General features: G+C 71.3%; 12 protein-coding genes. 11 read left to right on the forward strand and 1 reads right to left on the reverse strand.

Going from position 1 to position 16,737, the window contains the following annotated elements:
• The first annotated feature begins 142 nt into the window (after positions 1 to 142).
• From pssA to WMF39_RS08830, 8 genes are all read left to right on the forward strand, one after another.
• On the forward strand, positions 143 to 961 hold the full coding sequence (gene pssA, locus WMF39_RS08795) for a CDP-diacylglycerol--serine O-phosphatidyltransferase (protein ID WP_437745098.1): 819 nt from the start codon (positions 143 to 145) through the stop codon (positions 959 to 961).
• Positions 962 to 1,153: 192 nt separating this feature from the next.
• Positions 1,154 to 1,555 carry a hypothetical protein gene (locus WMF39_RS08800; RefSeq protein WP_437745099.1) on the forward strand — a complete coding sequence of 134 codons (402 nt, stop codon included), beginning with the start codon at positions 1,154 to 1,156 and terminating at the stop codon, positions 1,553 to 1,555.
• A gap of 232 nt (positions 1,556 to 1,787) precedes the next feature.
• Positions 1,788 to 2,699: a cytochrome C assembly family protein gene (locus tag WMF39_RS08805; protein WP_437745100.1), complete on the forward strand. Its 912-nt coding sequence runs from the start codon at positions 1,788 to 1,790 to the stop codon at positions 2,697 to 2,699.
• 5 nt (positions 2,700 to 2,704) lie between these two features.
• A complete protein-coding gene (gene hemA, locus WMF39_RS08810) occupies positions 2,705 to 4,294 on the forward strand; it encodes a glutamyl-tRNA reductase (protein WP_437745101.1) in 1,590 nt (529 codons plus the stop codon).
• Complete coding sequence (gene hemC / locus WMF39_RS08815; RefSeq protein WP_437745102.1) at positions 4,291 to 5,196, forward strand: hydroxymethylbilane synthase; 906 nt, start codon at positions 4,291 to 4,293, stop codon at positions 5,194 to 5,196. Before hemA ends, hemC begins: the two co-directional genes overlap by 4 nt.
• Positions 5,197 to 5,459: 263 nt before the next feature.
• Positions 5,460 to 7,058, forward strand: a complete 1,599-nt coding sequence (locus WMF39_RS08820) for a glycoside hydrolase family 57 protein (RefSeq protein WP_437745103.1) — start codon at positions 5,460 to 5,462, stop codon at positions 7,056 to 7,058.
• 434 nt (positions 7,059 to 7,492) lie between these two features.
• Entirely contained in the window at positions 7,493 to 8,794 is a 1,302-nt protein-coding gene (locus WMF39_RS08825) for an efflux RND transporter periplasmic adaptor subunit (protein ID WP_437745104.1), read from the forward strand.
• A 44-nt stretch (positions 8,795 to 8,838) separates the two neighbouring features.
• Complete coding sequence (locus WMF39_RS08830; protein WP_437745105.1) at positions 8,839 to 12,066, forward strand: efflux RND transporter permease subunit; 3,228 nt, start codon at positions 8,839 to 8,841, stop codon at positions 12,064 to 12,066.
• 65 nt (positions 12,067 to 12,131) lie between these two features.
• On the opposite strand, the gene WMF39_RS08835 is transcribed toward WMF39_RS08830, so the two are convergent.
• Positions 12,132 to 13,286, reverse strand: a complete 1,155-nt coding sequence (locus WMF39_RS08835; RefSeq protein ID WP_437745106.1) for a S1C family serine protease — start codon at positions 13,284 to 13,286, stop codon at positions 12,132 to 12,134.
• Between the two features lie 115 nt (positions 13,287 to 13,401).
• On the opposite strand from WMF39_RS08835, the gene WMF39_RS08840 reads away from it, so the two are divergent.
• The 3 genes from WMF39_RS08840 (at position 13,402) to WMF39_RS08850 (ending at position 16,468) form a co-directional block, all read left to right on the forward strand.
• The gene (locus WMF39_RS08840) at positions 13,402 to 15,114 is read left to right on the forward strand and encodes a DUF885 domain-containing protein (protein WP_437745107.1); all 1,713 of its coding nucleotides are present in this window, start codon (positions 13,402 to 13,404) and stop codon (positions 15,112 to 15,114) included.
• Positions 15,115 to 15,206: 92 nt separating this feature from the next.
• Positions 15,207 to 15,734 carry a hypothetical protein gene (locus WMF39_RS08845; RefSeq protein WP_437745108.1) on the forward strand — a complete coding sequence of 176 codons (528 nt, stop codon included), beginning with the start codon at positions 15,207 to 15,209 and terminating at the stop codon, positions 15,732 to 15,734.
• Positions 15,735 to 15,994: 260 nt separating this feature from the next.
• Positions 15,995 to 16,468, forward strand: a complete 474-nt coding sequence (locus WMF39_RS08850; protein ID WP_437745109.1) for a hypothetical protein — start codon at positions 15,995 to 15,997, stop codon at positions 16,466 to 16,468.
• Positions 16,469 to 16,737 lie beyond the last annotated feature (269 nt).

Consider the following 16,737-nt stretch of genomic DNA (forward strand, 5'->3'; position numbering starts at 1 on the left):
CGAATGAAACGAAGCTGACGGTGAGATGAAACGATCCCGGATCCTGGCTCGCGGTAACCTTCTAGCGACTCGCGTGTGCGCTTCGGCGCTTGCGTTCGCGGTCCCTGCGGCGATAGCCTGGCCTGCCTAAACGGGAGGCGGCATGATCCGGAAGCGACGGCGGTTCGAGCTCAGGAAGACGCTGTTCCTGCTTCCGAACCTGATCACGCTCTCATCGATCTTCTGTGGCTTCGATTCGATCCGGCGCTCCGCGACCGCGCACTCGGAAGATGATTTCTACCGCGCCGCGCTGCTGATCGTCTTCGCGATGTTCTTCGACACCCTCGACGGGCGTGTCGCGCGGATGACGAAGACCCAGAGCGCCTTCGGCCTGCAGATCGACTCACTGGCCGATATCGTCTCGTTCGGCGTGGCGCCGTCGATGCTCGTGTATCAGTGGACGCTGCACCGCTTCGATCTCGCGGGGCTGCTCGTGTCGTTCATCTTCACGGCCTGCGGCGCGGTCCGGCTGGCGCGCTTCAACGTCCTCTCCATGGGTGAGGCGGGCAAGCCCACGAAGCCTTCGAAGTACATCGTCGGCCTCCCGATCCCGGGCGCGGCGGGCATCCTCGTCTCGATCGTGGTCGCGAACCACGCGGCCGCCGGCGAGATCGGCAGCGAGCGCTACGCGTCGGCGATCCTCGCCACCACGACGATCCTGTCGCTGCTGATGGTCTCGACCATCCGGTTCCGCTCTTTCAAGGATCTCCGGCTCAACGTCCGGACGGTGCTCTTCGTGGCGTTCGCTGTCGGGTCGAGCGCGGTGATCTCGACGCAGCTGCAGCCCGCGTTCGTGCTCGTGTGGTTGCTCGGCTTCTACGTGCTGCTCGGGATCTTCGAGTCGCTCTGGCACCTGCCTGCGCGGCTCCGCGGCCTGCGTCGGGACTCGGTGCCTCCGCCCACGCTACCCCCTGCGGCCTGAAGCGCCTGCGGCCTGAAGCGCCTGCGGCTGAGGCACCTGCGGCCTGAGGCGCCTGCGGCCTGAGGCACCTGCGGCCTGAAGCGCCTGCGGCCTGAGACACCTGCTGCCTGAGGCGCGTCGGCTCGGGCTCACCCCTGGTGGCCGGCATCGCGATCCAACCGCTCCGGCTCATTTTTGAGTAGACTGCGTGCGATGAAGAACCGCGTGTTCTTTCCGCAGGCCGCGCTCGACGACTGGATCGCGAGCGACCGCGTCGATCTGAACAACGACGAGCTTCTGATCAAGACCGAGGGTCGCCGCTACAAGATCATCGAGGCGATCCGCGTGCTCCGCGAGGTGACGGGCTCGGCGGACATCCACGAGGTCCTCGGCAGGGTCAAGACGCGGGCGTTCCTGCGGGAGCTCGGGGCGGAGATCCTCGAGGGGTCCATGATCATCGGCGACAACGCCTACGACGTGATCCCGGGGTTCATCGGCGCCCCGGTGGGCACGTTCGCCGAGCACCGCAAGGTCGCCCCGGCGGGGACCGCGACCAGCAGCAGCCCGACGAGCGACGAAGAGCTCCTGGCCGCGTTCCTCACCAGCAAGATGTAGCGGCGCCGCGCCCGGTTGCTTGGGCGCCGCGCCCGGTTGCTTGGGCGCCGTGCCCGGTTGCCTTGGCGCCCCCGCCGGCGCGCCACACCCGCGGTGGCGAGGCGCTGCCGATACGGTCTCTCGCGCCCGCCTCTCCCGGCGCATCCGCGCTGTCAGGCCTCGGCCTACGAGAGTACGCTCCCGCCTCTGCGGCCGGCGGGCCATCCCCGGTGAGGCAGGCTATAACGGGGCCATGCCCGAGGTCATCTCCGGGATCAGCTTCGCGCTCGCCCTGCTGTTCTACAGCGCTGCCAGCGCGCTCTTCTTCCTCGACGTCGCCCGCAGCCGCGCCCGGCTCCCCTCCACGGGCGACCTCGCGGGCCTCTTCGGCGCGGGGGCGCGCGTCCACGACCCCGGCGCTCGGCCGAGCGCCGCGGTCGCCGCGTCCGCCTCGCGGCACGCGCCCTTGCTGCTCGGCCTGGGCGCCCTCGGGCACGCGACCTACGTCACGCTCGCCAGCTTCGTCGCGCGGGTCTGCCCGGTGCACTCCGTTCATTTCATGCTCTCGGTCGCGTCCCTCCTCGCGATCGCCGTTTACCTCGTCGCCCGCCATCGCTTTCGCATCGACGCGCTCGGGCTCCTCATCGGGCCGCTCGGGCTCGCTTTCCTGCTCGGCACGTTCTTCCTCGGAAAGCCGCACCCCGAGCCGAAGCTCAGCCCGCTGTTCATCGCGGCGCATGTCATGGCGAACCTGCTCGGGATCGCCCTCTTTCTGCTCGCCGGCGCCTCCGCGGCGCTCTACCTCGTCCAGGAGAAGCGGCTCAAGCGGAAGCGGCATCTCGAGCGCATGGGCAACCTCCCGGCGCTCGACACGCTCGACCGCGCCATCCATCGCTTCCTGAGCGCCGGCTTCCCCTTGCTGACGCTCGGCATCGTCACGGGGACGTACTGGGCGCACCAGCTCGAGATGGGCAACGCCGAGGAGGTGATGCGCGCCATCTTCGGCTACGCCACATGGCTGCTCATCGCGCTCGTGCTGCTCTTGCGCGCCGCCGCTGGCTGGCGCGGCCGCCGCGCGGCGTACGGCACCATCGCGGGGCTCGCCTGCGCCGGGGCGGTGCTCATCATCTATCTCGTCCGTCCCGCCGCGGGGCTCGGAGGCTAGCGCAGGTGATCTTCGTCGGGCTCTCCCACAAGACCGCGCCCATCGAGGTGCGCGAGCGGCTCGCGATCGGGCGGGATCGGCTGCCCGAGGTGCTCGCGCGCCTCACGGCCCACCCTGCCATCGGAGAGGCGCTCGTCCTCTCCACCTGCAACCGCGTCGAGATCTACGCTTCACCCCGGCAGCAGGCGCCCGCGCCGTCCCGCCCCGGGAGCGCTCCACCGCCGTCCGACGAGGAGCTCTCGCGCGACAACGAGGCGCTGCGCGCCGCCGTCGCGACCCTCGTCGGCCTCGGCGGAGACGCCGTCCGGGGCCACCTCGCAGGCCGCGTCGGGAGCGATGCCGTCCTCCACCTCTTCCGCGTCGCCGCGTCGCTCGACTCGATGGTCGTCGGCGAGCCGCAGATCCTCGGACAGATGAAGGAGGCCATCGAGGTGGCCCGCGGGGCAAAGACCCTCGGCGCCCGGCTCGGCCGCGCGGCTCACCGCGCCATCAAGGTCGGCAAGCGCGTGCGCACGGAGACGGCGATAGGCGCCGGGCAGGTCTCGGTCTCCAGCGTCGCCATCGATCTCGCCCGCCAGATCTTCGCCGATCTCGCCGGTCACACGGCGCTGCTCATCGGCGCCGGCGACATGGCCGAGGCCGCCTCGAAGCTCCTCGTCCGCGCCGGCACCCGCCTCATCGTGGTCAACCGGAGCCCGGACCGCGCCGCCGCGCTCGCCCGCGAGGTCGGCGGCGAGCCTCGCCCCTGGGCCGACCTCGAGCGCTCCGTCATCGACGCCGACATCGTGATCTCGTCGACCTCGAGCCCCAATTACGTGGTCACGCCCGACCTCGTCCGCCGAGCCCGCAAGGCCAGGAAGGGCAGGAGCCTGTTTCTCATCGACATCGCGGTCCCGCGTGACATCGACCCCGCCGTCAACAAGCTCGACAGCGTGTACCTCTACGATGTCGACGACCTCTCGCAGATCGTGGCGCAGTCCGTCGAGGGGCGCGCCGCCGAGGCGGCGCGGGCCGAGGCGATCGTCGCGGACGAGGCGCAGGCCTTCGAGGCGTGGACGCTCGAGCGCGCCCTGACGCCCACGATCGTCGGCTTGCGAGCCCGCACGCGATCCATCCTCGCGGCCGAGGTCGAGCGCAGCCTCTCTGGCAAGCTCCGGCACCTCGGCGTGGCCGAGCGCCAGGCCCTCGCGATGATGATCGACGCCGCCACGAACAAGCTGCTCCACGTGCCCACCACCCGACTCCGCGCGATGGCCGGCGATCCCCGCGTCGCCGAGCACGTCGACTCGCTCCAGGAGCTGTTCGACATCGACGGCGCGCCGTCCGAGAACGCCGCCGCCTCGGCGCTCGCCGAGGGGGAGCTGCGCGGCGCGGTGGACGGGCCTCCCACGCCTCGCTCCGCCCGCGGGGCAGCGCCTCCCGCCTCCGGCGCTCGAGGCGGTGCCTCGCCCCGGCACGCCGATCCGCGCCACCAGGCTGCAGAGGACAACGGCGTTTACGCGCGGCAGCCCGGCGGGCGCCCCGCCGAGGCGGGCGTCATGGCCGTCGCGAATCCAGCCGCGGCCGTGAGCGCAGCTGGGTTAAAGGGAGCGTGATGCCCACGGAGCTCACCCTCGCCACGCGCCGCTCGGCGCTCGCCCTCGCCCAGTCCCGCGCCTTCGCTCGTTCCCTCGAAGCGGCGGTGCCCGATCTCTCCCTGCGCGAGCTCGAGGTGGTGACCTCGGGCGACAAGACGCAGGATCGCTCGCTCCAGGACATCGGCGGCAAAGGGCTGTTCATCAAGGAGCTCGAAGAGGCGCTCCTGGACCGGCGCGCTGACTTCGCGGTCCACTCGATCAAGGACGTCCCCGCAGAGATCGCCCCGGCGCTGTGCCTCGCCTGCATCCCCGCGCGGGAGGACCCTCGCGACGCGCTCGTCACCCGGAGCGGCGCTTTGCTCGCGGAGCTGCCGGCGGGCGCCCGGGTCGGGACCTCGAGCCTCCGCCGGGCGGTCGCGCTGCGCGAGGCGCGCCCGGATCTCGTGATCGAGCCGGTCCGTGGCAACGTCGACACCCGGCTCCGCAAGGTGTTCGACGGCGTGTTCGACGCCGTGGTGCTGGCGCTCGCCGGCCTGAAGCGGCTCGGCCTCGAAGGCCGCGCCACGGAGGTGCTGTCGCCCGAGGTGTCGTTGCCCGCGATCGGACAGGGCGCGCTCGGCATCGAGTGCCGCACGGCGGACGACAGCGTGCGCGGCGTCCTGGCGACGCTCGCGGACGCCGAGACCACGATCTGCGTCTCTGCCGAGCGAGCCGTGATGGCCGCGGTGGAAGGCAGTTGCCGGACGCCGGTGGCCGCCTATGCGGTGCGGGACGGCGACGCGCTGTGGCTTCGGGCGCTCCTCGCCGAGCCCGACGGCTCCCGGTTGCGAAGGGCGGAAAGGCGCCTGTCGTGGCCCGGAAACACGCACGAAGCCGAGCGCCTCGGAGCGGACCTCGGGGCGGAGCTCAAGAAGGGTTGATGCGTGTAACTCGACTGGAAGGCTGCCACGTCCGGAACATTTCTAGAATGGAATTGATAAGGGATCTCCGCACCATGCCGGGATGAACGGTCCCCTGGCGATGGGATCGCCAGCGCTCGGCGCGCAAGCGCCTCCAGGCGGAGCCCGTCGGCCCGCGCCTTGCGCGCCGCCGCCCATGACCGGCGCGTTCGCCGCGCGCTTCCCGCGCGGGCGCGACCGTGCGAGACGACAGCCCACCGGCGGTTTCCCGCCTCCAGCGTTCCATGCCGGGCTACGTCGCCCTCGTCCTCCACGCTCACCTGCCGTACGTGCGTCACCCCGAGCACGTCCGCTCCCTGGAGGAGCGCTGGTTCTTCGAGGCGCTCTGGGAGTGTTATCTCCCCCTGCTCGGGGTCCTCGATCGCCTCGCCGCCGACCGCGTCGTCGCCCCGCTGACCCTCTCCGTCTCGCCGTCGCTCCTCGCGATGCTGCGCGACGAGCTGCTCCTTCGCCGGTTCGAGGACCACCTCCGCCGGCTCACCGCGCTGGCGGCCCGGGTCGAAGCCCGCTTCGCCGGGAGCGGCTTCGCCGGGGCCGCCGCGCTCTACCGCGCGCGGCTCGCGGACGCGGCGAGCTCGTGGGAGGCGCTCGGCGGCGATGTCCCGGGCGCCCTGGTGCGCCACGCCGGGGCGGGCCGCGTCGAGCTCCTCACCACGGCCGCGACGCACGCGTACCTGCCCGGACTGCTCGCCACGCCGGCGTCGATCCGGGCGCAGCTGCGGCTCGGCCGCCGCGCCTTCGCGGCCTTCACCGGCGCGCCCGAGCCTCGCGGCCTCTGGCTGCCCGAGTGCGCTTACGCGCCCGGCCTCGACGCCGATCTAGCGGCGGCGGGCGTCCGCTTCACCGTGCTCGACGCCCACGCGCTCACGCTCGCCGCGCCGCCTGCGTCCACCGGCGCGTCCGTCCCGGTGCTCTCGCCTGCCGGCCTCGCGTGCTTCGGGCGCGATCGCGACAGCGCGCGCGAGGTCTGGTCGCGCGACGCCGGCTATCCGGGTCACCCGGTTTATCGCGAGTTCTACCGCGACGTCGGGCTCGACCTGCCCGAGCGCGAGCTCGAAGGGGAGGTCGGTCCCGACGGCACCCGGCTCATGACCGGCCTCAAGCTCCATCGCGTGACCGGGCCCGGCCCCGACAAGGCGCCGTACGACCCGGCGCGTGCCTCCGCGCAGGCGCGCGCGCACGCCGCGGACTTCGTGGCCCGCCGCGAGGCCGCGCTCGCGTCGATCCGCGGCGTGAACGCCCCGCCCATCCTGGTGGCCCCCTACGACGCCGAGCTCTTCGGCCACTGGTGGCTCGAAGGGCCCGAGTTCCTCGAGCACGCCCTGCGCCGCCTCGCGGCCTCGGATCGCGCCGTTCCGATCGCGCTCGGCGCGTACCTGGAGCGCCATCCGCCCGTCGAGGTCGTGGAGCCTGCCGCCTCGACGTGGGGCGAAGGCGGCTTCGGCGCATTCTGGACGGGCCCGAGCGCGTCCTCCCTGTGGCGCCACGCGCACCACGCCGAGCGCGCCGTGCTGGGCGCGCTCTCGAGTTGCCGCCACGCGGGCGGCCTGCCCGGCCGCGCGCTGGACCAGGCGATCCGCGAGCTCCTCCTCCTTCAATCGAGCGACTGGGCCTTCATGATGTCGGCCGGGGAGATGGCTTCCTATGCGGAGGCGCGCGCCCACGCCCACGCGACCCGCGCCCGCCGCCTCGCGTACCTGGCCCAGCAGTCCACGACTTCGCCCTCCGACGTGGCGTGGCTCGACGCGCTTTGCGCGCTCGACCCTTTCCTCGCCGAGCTCTCGGGCCCTGTGCTCCGAGGCGCCTTCGACCCGTGGCGCTGAGCCGGCGTTCCTCCGCGCCGCTCGCCTCCGGCTCTCCCGCGCTCCAGGGGCAGATCTCTTTCCGGTAAAGAAGAATTAAATTGTGTTAAAATATTGTGCGAAAGTACTTCGCATGATCGCCGACCGTCCTCGCCACGGCGGTCGACTCGGTGGGAGGGCGTGTGCGCCCCGCGGCGGTGCCCTCGGCGCCTCTTTTCGGGAGGGTGACCCGCGATTCACCCGCCCGTTTCATCGCCGGCCGCCGGCCGCGCGACCCGGCGCACATCTCCCAGCACGTTTTTCGCGGTCATGGCGGCATGAAGTGCGAGAGGGACGGAGACCTTGTCCGGAACACCCCCTTGATGACCGGCCGGTCAGCACCCTAGTGTGTTGCCCGCCAGCTTTGCTCCTGGACCGCACCGGCAGGCGCTGGCAAAGAACCGGGCGGACTCCCCATGACACATCCTCCTTGCGGACCCGAGCGCCGTTTCGCTCGATGGGCTCTCGGCGCTCGTAGCGCCGCATCGAATCACTCCCGCGCCGCCGTCGTCGCGGCGCTGCTCGCCGCGCTCGCGGTGCCCACGTTGACCGGCTGTCGCCGCCCCGAGGCGGACGCGCAGCCGTCGCCGGCGCGCGACACCGCCGCGCCACGCCAGAAGCCCGCGGTGCACTTCGGGAAGGTGATCGCGCGCCCGCTCGCGCAGACGCTGGACGTCAGCGGCACCCTGGTCGCCGACGAGACGAGCGAGGCGGCGACGCAGATCGGCGGCTTGGTCGTGAGCGTCGCGGTCGACGTGGGCTCACGGGTCAAGAAGGGCGATCCGCTCGTCGTGCTCGACGCGCGCAACGTGGCGCTCCAGTCGCAGGCCGCGTCCGCGGCCGTCGCGCAGGCGCGGGCCAAGCTCGCGCTGCAGGACGGCGCGTCGCCGAAGGGCATCGATCCCGACCAGGTGCCGGAGGTCCGGGCCGCGAAGCAGAGCATGGAGCTCGCGAAGTCCGAGGCCGAGCGCGTGAAGCAGCTCTACGACCAGGGCGCCGTCCCCCAGTCGACCTGGGACGCGGCGCGCACGCAGGCCCAGAACGCGACCGCGCAGTACGAGGCCGCGGTCAACGGCATCCGCGCGACCGTCGCGGCGCTCACGTCCGCGCAGGCGCAGGCGGGGCTCGCCTCGAAGGCGGTGTCCGACACGACGGTGCGGGCGCCCTTCGACGGCGCGATCGCCGAGAAGCGGATCAGCGTCGGCGAGTACGCCAGCCCGGGCCGCGTCGTCGCGGTCGTGGTCCGCGACAACCCGCTGCGGCTGCGCATCGACGTGCCCGAGGCGGACATCGCGCACATCGAGGTGGGCAAGCCGGTCAGCGTCTCGGTCGCCTCCTTCCCCGATCGCCTGTTCCCGGGCGTCGTGAAGCGGATCGGCGCGAGCCTGAAGGCGTCGTCGCGCACCCTGCCCGTGGAGGCCGAGTTCGACAACAGCGAGGGCAAGCTCCGCCCCGGCCTCTTCGCGCAGGGGCAGCTGGCGCTGACCGGCGAGTCAAGAACGGCGATCCTCGTCCCCGAGTCGGCGGTCGGCACCTCAGGGACGAGCGCGCGCGTGTTCGTGAAGTCGGGCGATCGCGTGACGGAGCGGCTCGTCAAGCCCGGCCGCAAGATCGATGGCCTCATCGAGGTCGTCGGTCCGCTCGCCGAGGGGGATGAGGTCGCGATCGACAAGGTGAGCGAGCTGGCGGACGGCATCGAGGTCGCGGCGGCGCAGTGAGCCGAGCGCACCGCGCGCCCCATTACTGAAGAAAGGTAGCGACCATGCAATGGCTCGCGGCAATCTGCATCCGTAGGCCGGTTTTCGCCTCGGTGATCGTCCTGCTCCTGACGGTGCTCGGGGCGTTCTCCTACTTCGGCCTCGGCGTGGACCGGTTTCCCAAGGTCGAGTTCCCGTTCATCGTCGTGACGACCGTCCTCCCCGGCGCAGCGCCCGAGGAGGTCGAGACGGAGCTCTCCGACAAGATCGAGTCGGCGGTCAACACGATCAGCGGCATCGACGAGCTGCGCTCGGCCTCGGTCGAGGGGCTCAGCCAGGTCATGATCTCCTTCCAGCTCGAGAAGGACGTCGACGTCGCCGCGCAGGAGGTGCGCGACAAGGTCGAAGGCATCCTCGCGGATCTGCCGGAAGGGATCGATCCGCCGGTGGTCGGCAAGCTCGATCCGGATGCCGCGCCGATCCTCACGCTCGCCGTCTCGTCTCCGAAGGCGGACGTCCGCTCGGTGACGGAGTTCGCCGACAAGACGCTCCGGCGCGAGCTGGAGTCGCTCGCCGGTGTCGGACAGGTGCTGCTCATCGGCGGCCGGAGCCGGCAGATCAACATCTGGATCGATCCGGAGAAGCTCGAGAAGTACTCCCTGACCGGCGGCGTGGTGGCCCAGGCGCTGGCGAGCCAGAACGTCGAGATCCCGGCCGGCCGGATCGAGCAAGGGGGCAGGGCGCTCACCCTGCGGACGCGCGGCCGCGTGCAGTCGGTCCAGCAGATGGCGGACATCGTGCTCGCGAACCGCGACGGCTACTCCGTCCGGCTCGGCGACGTCGCGGAGGTCCAGGACGGCATGGCGGAGCCGGAGTCCGCCGGCTTCCGCGGCCTCGATCCTGCCGTGCTCCTCAGCATCCGCAAGCAGAGCGGGACGAACACCGTCGAGGTCATCGACGGGCTGAAGGCGCGGATCAGCGAGGTGGAGAAGCGCCTCCCCGAGGGGTACAGCATCGCCGTCGCCCGCGATCAGTCGGAGTTCATCAAGAACTCGGTCCATGCGGTCAAGGAGCACCTCGTGCTCGGCGCGGTGCTCGCCGCGATCATCGTCGCGCTCTTCCTCGCGAACGCCCGCAGCACGCTCATCTCGGCGATCGCCATCCCGACGAGCATCATCTCCACGTTCGCCCTGATGAAGGTGGCGGGCTTCACGCTCAACGGGATCACGCTCCTCGCGCTGACGCTTGCGGTCGGCATCGTGATCGACGACGCGATCGTCGTCCTCGAGAACTGCTACCGCTGGATCGAAGAGAAGGGCGCGAGCCCGTGGGAGGCGGCGCTCCAGGGCACGAAGGAGATCGGCCCCGCGGTGCTCGCGACGACGCTCTCGCTGATCGCCGTGTTCCTCCCGGTCGCGTTCATGAGCGGCATCGTCGGCCGCTTCCTGAACTCGTTCGGCCTCACCATGGCGTTCTCGATCCTCGTCTCGCTGATCGTGAGCTTCACGCTGACGCCCATGCTGTCCGCGCGATGGCTGAAGAAGCCGGAGAAGCACGACGCCAGTAGCTCCAAGGAGTCGCGCTTCTACGGGCCGATCGAGCGCGGCTACATGGCGATCCTCCGCTGGTCGATGGCGCACCGCTGGGTGATCGTGCTCGCCTCGCTCCTGGCGCTGTTCTCGATCCCGGTGCTGGGGGGCATGGCCAAGTTCAACTTCCTCCCGGTCGAGGACGAGTCGCAGTTCCAGGTCAGCATGCGCGCGCCCGAGGGCGTGAGCCTCGATGGGACGCGCGTCATCGCCACGCGGATCGCGTCGGACATCGAGAAGCTCCCCGGCGTGTTGTACACGCTGACGACGATCGGCGACGATCCGCAGAAGACGCCGAACCTCGCCACCATCTACGTGAAGCTCAAGCCGGCGGATCAGCGCGCGCTGTCGCAGCAGGACCTCATCGATCGCGCTCGTCGCGAGCTCACTCCGCAGTTCGACGCGGAGAAGCTCCGTGCGAACATCGGCGTCGTGCCCGCCTTCTCCGGCGGTCAGAGCACCCAGATCGCCTATCAGGTGCAGGGCCCCGACCTCCAGAAGATCGGCCACTACTCCGACGCGCTGCTGCAGAAGCTCAAGGCGATCCCGGGCGTCGTCGATCCGGACACCTCGCTGCTCGTGGGCAAGCCGGAGATCCGCGTGGTCATCGACCGCAAGAAGGCCGCCGATCTCGGCGTTCAGGTCGGCGACGTGGCCAGCACCCTGCGGCTCCTGGTCGGCGGGTACAAGGTGTCGACCTACAACGAAGGCGGGGAGCAGTACGAGGTGCGCGCGCGCGCGCTGTCGAGCTTCCGCTCCGACAAGGAAGGCCTCGCGAAGATCACGGTGCCGTCGACCAAGCTCGGCGCCGTGACGCTCGACAACGTGGTGTCGTTCGCCGAGGGGACGGGCCCGTCGCGCATCGAGCGGTACAACCGGCAGCGGCAGGTCATGCTGACCGCCAACCTCGAGGCGGGCTACTCGCAGCAGACGGTCATCCAGGAGCTCGACAAGGCCGTCGCGGAGATGAACCTCGCGTCCGGCTACTCCGCTGGCCCCGTCGGCGCGTCGAAGGAGCTCATCAAGATGATGAAGAGCTTCCTCGTCGCCCTCCTCCTGTCGCTGGTCTTCATGTACCTCGTGCTCGCGGCGCAGTTCGAGTCGTGGCTGCACCCGATCACGATCCTCCTGTCGTTGCCGCTGACGGTGCCGTTCGCGTTCATCGCGGTCATCATCTTCCGGCAGTCGCTCAACATCTTCTCGCTGCTCGGCATCGTCGTGCTGTTCGGCGTCGTGAAGAAGAACTCGATCCTCCAGATCGATCACACGATCAAGCTGCGCGAGCACGGCTTGCCGCGGGCGCAGGCCATCCTGGAGGCGAACCGCGACAGGCTCCGGCCGATCCTGATGACCACGCTCGCGTTCGTCGCCGGCATGATCCCGCTCGTCGTCTCGAGCGGCGCGGGCTCGGGCACGAACCGCGCGACCGGCTTCGTGATCATCGGCGGGCAGACGCTGGCGCTCCTCCTGACGCTGCTCGCGACCCCGGTCGCCTACTCGCTGTTCGACGACGTCTCCTCGTGGCTCAAGCGGATCCTGCCCTTCATGCGGGGCAGCGACGACCAGGGCGAGCCGCGCGGGGCGGGGGAGGGCGGCGTCGCTCCGGCGGGGGATGGGGTCGTCGCGGCGGGGCACCGCGGCGCCGCGGCGCGCGCCGCCGTCGCGCACGACGCGGGCCGGCCGGCGCCGGCGCAGCTCGATTAGCAGCAGCGCTCCGGGGCCGCGGCGCGCCGCGCCCGGCCCCCTTCGCTACCGCGGCGAGGCGCCGCTCACTGCGCTTCGCCGTGGACCTTGCGCAGGATCACCTCGAGCAGCCCGTCGAACGCGTCGCGCATCGCCCAGGCCTGGGCGGCCTCGTCGTCGAGGCCAGCCGCCTTGCGCCGTCCCTCGACGAGCGCGTTCCTCGGGCCCCTGCACGCGGGGCCGAGCCGGCGCTCCATGTCGAGCGAGGCGCCCGCGTAGACGTGATAACAGGACGCGAAATCCCCCTGGTTGTAGAGGGGCGAGCCGACCTGGATCGCGCCGTCCATCGTGCGCGCCAGCACGAGCAGGTCACCCTCGGTGCAGCCGCGGAGGATCGCGAGCGCGTGGTGAGGCACCGATCGCTTGACCGCCGGCAGCCCTTGCTCTTCGTCGGCCGTCTCGGCCGCGAACGTCGAGAGCGGGACGGGATCGGGGCGCACGAGCAGCCGCTTGAGGTAGTCGGCGGGCACGCCGAAGTTGAGGTTCTGCCCCTGCGTCGAGACCGCCGCGGCGACGCCGATCACCTCGCCGTGCTCGTTGAACAGCGGGCCGCCCGAGGAGCCTGGCGCGATCGGCGCGGAGATCTGTAGCAGCGTCAGCTCCGGATCCACGACGCGGACCGCGCTCACGAGGCCGTTCGACACGGTGTCCGCGAGGCCGAGCGGATGGCCGATCGCGACGACCGGATCGCCGGGGCGGACCGCGCCGCTGTTGCCGAGGGAGAGCAGCGGGAGCCTCCGAGGCGCGTGGATCCGGACGATCGCGAGATCTCGAGCCTCGTCGAACGCGAGCACCTCGAGCACCGGGTGCTCGCTCTGATCGGAGAGGACCACCTTGAGGTCCGGCATCCCGGCGACGACGTGGAAATTCGTCGCGATCCAGCCGTCCTCGCGGACGAGGAAGCCCGCCCCGAGCGAGCCGTCGCCGCGGATCGTGACGACCGCCGGCATGGCGCGCGCCGCGATCTGCGCTGGCGTCATCGCCGCGGGCTGTGACGCGGAGATCGCCGGCTGGCTTGCCGAGCTCGCGGTGCAGCCGAGCGCCGCGATCGCCGCCGCGGCGACGAGCGCCGAGACGCGCGGCCAGGCGCGCCGCTGCGGGGGTCGGGGGCGCGATGGAGGAGCGGCGCAGGAGGGCCGGTCGTCGTCATGGAGCTCGCCTGGCAGGCTGCGGTGGTTCATGTCGCTCCCCGAGGCCGCCGCGTGAGCGACCTCCCTCCAGCAAGCGTAACGAAGACCCGACGGATCGTCTCGCGCGCCCGGAGAAAAACCGGTCGTGGCCGCATATGCTGTCGCGGTGAGCCAAGACCACGACGCGCGTGATCCTATCTTCGCCCTCAGCGACGAGTTCGTCCAAGCCTTCGCTGCCCGCTGTCCTGCCCATGCCACCCTCGCGGGCATCCCCTGCGACGAAGGCGCCTGGAACGACTGGAGCCCGAGCGGCGCCGCGTCCTGGGCCTCCACGGTCGCGTCCTTCCAGGAGCGGCTCCGCTCGCTGCCGCCGCCGCGCTCCGGGGCGGAGGCGCGGTGGGGTCGCCTCGCACGCCGTGTCATGGCGGAACACCTGGATGAGCGGCTCGACGATTTCCGTCACGGCGAGCACCTGCGCGATCTCAACAACATCGAGTCGGCGTTCCAGCACCTCCGGATGGTCTTCGACCTCATGGATGTCCACAGCGCCGCCGGCTGGGAGGCCATCGCGTCGCGCCTGGAGGGCCTGCCGCGCGCGTGCGACAGCTACCGCGCTTCGCTCGAGGAGGGGCGCCGGACGGGCCAGGTCGTCGCGCGTCGCCAGGTGTTCGCCGTGATCGAGCAGGCGCGCTACCAGGCGGGCGACGCGTCGTTCTTCCTCACGCTGCCGGCCGCTCACGAGGCGTCGGGTTGCGGCGCGGGCGCCGGCCGCGCACGCGTCGTCGACGGCGTCGAGCGGGCGCGCGCCGCGTTCGGCGCGCTCGCCGGCTACCTGGAGCAGACGTACCTGCCGAGCGCGCGCGCCGCGGACGCCGTGGGAGAGGAGCGCTACCTGCGCCTCTCGCGCCGCTTCCTCGGCGCGAGCATCGACCCGATCGAGACGTACGCCTGGGGGTGGTCCGAGGTGCACGCCATCGAGGCCCTGATGGCGCGCATCGCCGCCGAGATCCTCCCCGGCGCGTCGCTGTCCGAGGTGATCGATCTGCTCATGACCGACCCCGCCCGGTGCGCGCACAGCGCCGACGAGTTCCTCCGCATGATGTCCGAGCGCCAGCGAAAGGCGCTCGCCGATCTCGACGGCGTCCATTTCGATATCCCGGCGCCCATCCGTCACATCGAGGTGAAGCTCGCTCCGCCGGGCGGCGCGATCGGCGCCTACTACGTGCCCCCGAGCGACGGCTTCAAGCGGCCCGGCACCGTCTGGTATGCGCCCGGCACGAAGGAGACGTTCCCGCTCTACGAGGAGATCACCACGGCGTACCACGAGGGCTTTCCTGGCCATCACCTGCAGTGCGCGCTCCAGGTGCACCTCGATGACCGGCTGAGCCGACTCCACCGCTTCCTGGTGACGAACTCCGGCCACGCCGAGGGGTGGGCCCTCTACGCCGAGCAGCTCATGTACGAGCTCGGCTATTTCGAGCGCCCCGACTACGTGCTCGGGATGCTCGCGGGCAAGCTGACGCGCGCCTACCGCGTCGTCCTCGACATCGGCATGCACCTGGAGCTGCCGATCCCCCGGGACGCGCCGCTCCACGCCGGCGAGCCCTGGCGCTATGAGATCGCCGTCGAGTACCTCCAGCGCCGGGCCTTCCTCCCGCTGGATCACGCGCACAGCGAGGCGACGCGCTACCTGGGCTGGCCGGGGCAGGCGATCTCCTACAAGGTCGGCGAGCGCGTCGTCCTGGAGCTGCGCGACACGCTGCGGCGCCGCCACGGCGAGGCCTTCGATCTGAAGGCGTTTCACGCCAGGGTGATCGGCTCCGGGTCCGTCGGGCTCGACCACCTGCGCGAGATCGTGCTCGACGACGCCGCGCACTGAGCGCGCGTCAGACACGCGCTCGTCAGACACGCGCGCGCCGCCCGCCCGCTTCGCGCCTCGACGCGCGGCCACGCGCGTGCCAATCGACGCGGGTGAGCGCTCCCCCAGCGAACGAAGCCCCCGAGGCGCGGCCGGACGGCTCGGACCTCTGCACCGCGTGCGGCCTCTGCTGCACGGGGCTGCTCTTCGACGTCGCGCCGCTCGAGGAGCACGAGCTCCCGCGGGCCGAGAAGCTGCGCCTGCCGCTCGCTTGCAATCGGTACCACGACGCCTTCAGCCTGCCGTGCCCCTGCCATCTCGACAGGAAGTGCACCGTCTACGAGATGCGCTTCTCCGTGTGCAGCAGCTACGAGTGCGGCCTGCTCCGGCGCTGCAAGGCGGGCGAGGTGCCGCTCGGCGAGGCGCTGTCCCGCGTCGAGCGCGTGCTGCGCCTGACGGACGCGGTGCGCGCGCGGGTGCCGCCGCTCGTGCCGCCGCGTCCGCTCTGGGACGAGGCCCGCGAGCACATCCGCCGGCGTGACGCCGAGGACCCGTCGCCGGCGTGGCAGGGCGAGCGCGGCGCGCTCGTCGCCGCGCTCGGTGAGCTCCGGGTCGCGTGCAGGGAAGGGCTCGATCCGTAGCGCCGGCGCCTCGCGAGGGCCGCGGGAAATGGTCTTTCCCATGCCGGGGTCCAATCCGCGGGGCGCTTCAACGTGCTTTGGAGATCTCCCTCTCCCTGTCCTGCAAAGATCTCCAGGTCCCCCAGGACACCGACGAGCGCGGAGACTCCCATGCTTCGTCCAGGCCGAGCGTGATCCGCCCTCGGCTGCGCGGGCCGCGCCCTCGTCAACATGCTTCTCTCGGCCTCCCGGCGGCCGGCTCCACGCCGTATATACGACCGATGGAACCGACGATCCGCCGGCTGACCAACAAGTATTCTGCCATCACTGCAGTGATCAGCTTCGTCACTCAGCCCATTCCCGGCGCAGATGAGTTGATCGTGGTTCCCATTCATTACTCCTTCTCCGTGTCGCTGACCCGGCGCCGGGGCGCGCCGCTCCGCAGGGCTCCGTGGCTGCAGGTGAGCAAGATCATCTGGGGTGGAGCGGCCGTAAGGCTCTTCGCCAACTTCACGCTCGGCCTCGTCCCGGTCGCCGGTCTCTTCTCCAATGCGGTCACCGCCGTCGCCTTGACGGAGTTCCTGGGCCGCTACCTCGACGCCGCGCTGAGCAGCGAGGCGCCGCCTCCCGCGGTCTCCATCAGGGCCATCAGGGATGCCCTGCGGAACCCAAGGCGAGCGCGGAGCGCTCAGCGGTTGTGGTTCAGGATCCGCCGCGCCGTCCGGGAATCCGTCCCTGCGCCGACTCTTGGTTGAGGCGCCCTGTCCCGCTGGACGGGAAGCTCGGAGCTCGCGCGGCCTCGGGGCGCCCGGCGGTCGTGACGCGGTCCACGGCCAAGGAATCCGCGGCGCCGGGTCATCCGCCGCACCTCTCCCGCCTGCGCGCCGCGTTGACGAGCGCGTCGCCGGCGCGCCCGACGCGGAGCCGACCTGGGGCCGGCGTGGAGCCGCCTCGGTCCGCCCGCGCGCGGCGGTCTCGCCTGGCGTCTCTCCTGGCGATCGCCGCCCAGATCGAATAGATCCCC

The organism is Sorangium sp. So ce1504 (assembly GCF_051521635.1).
Lineage (GTDB): Bacteria > Myxococcota_A > Polyangia > Polyangiales > Polyangiaceae > Sorangium > Sorangium cellulosum_B.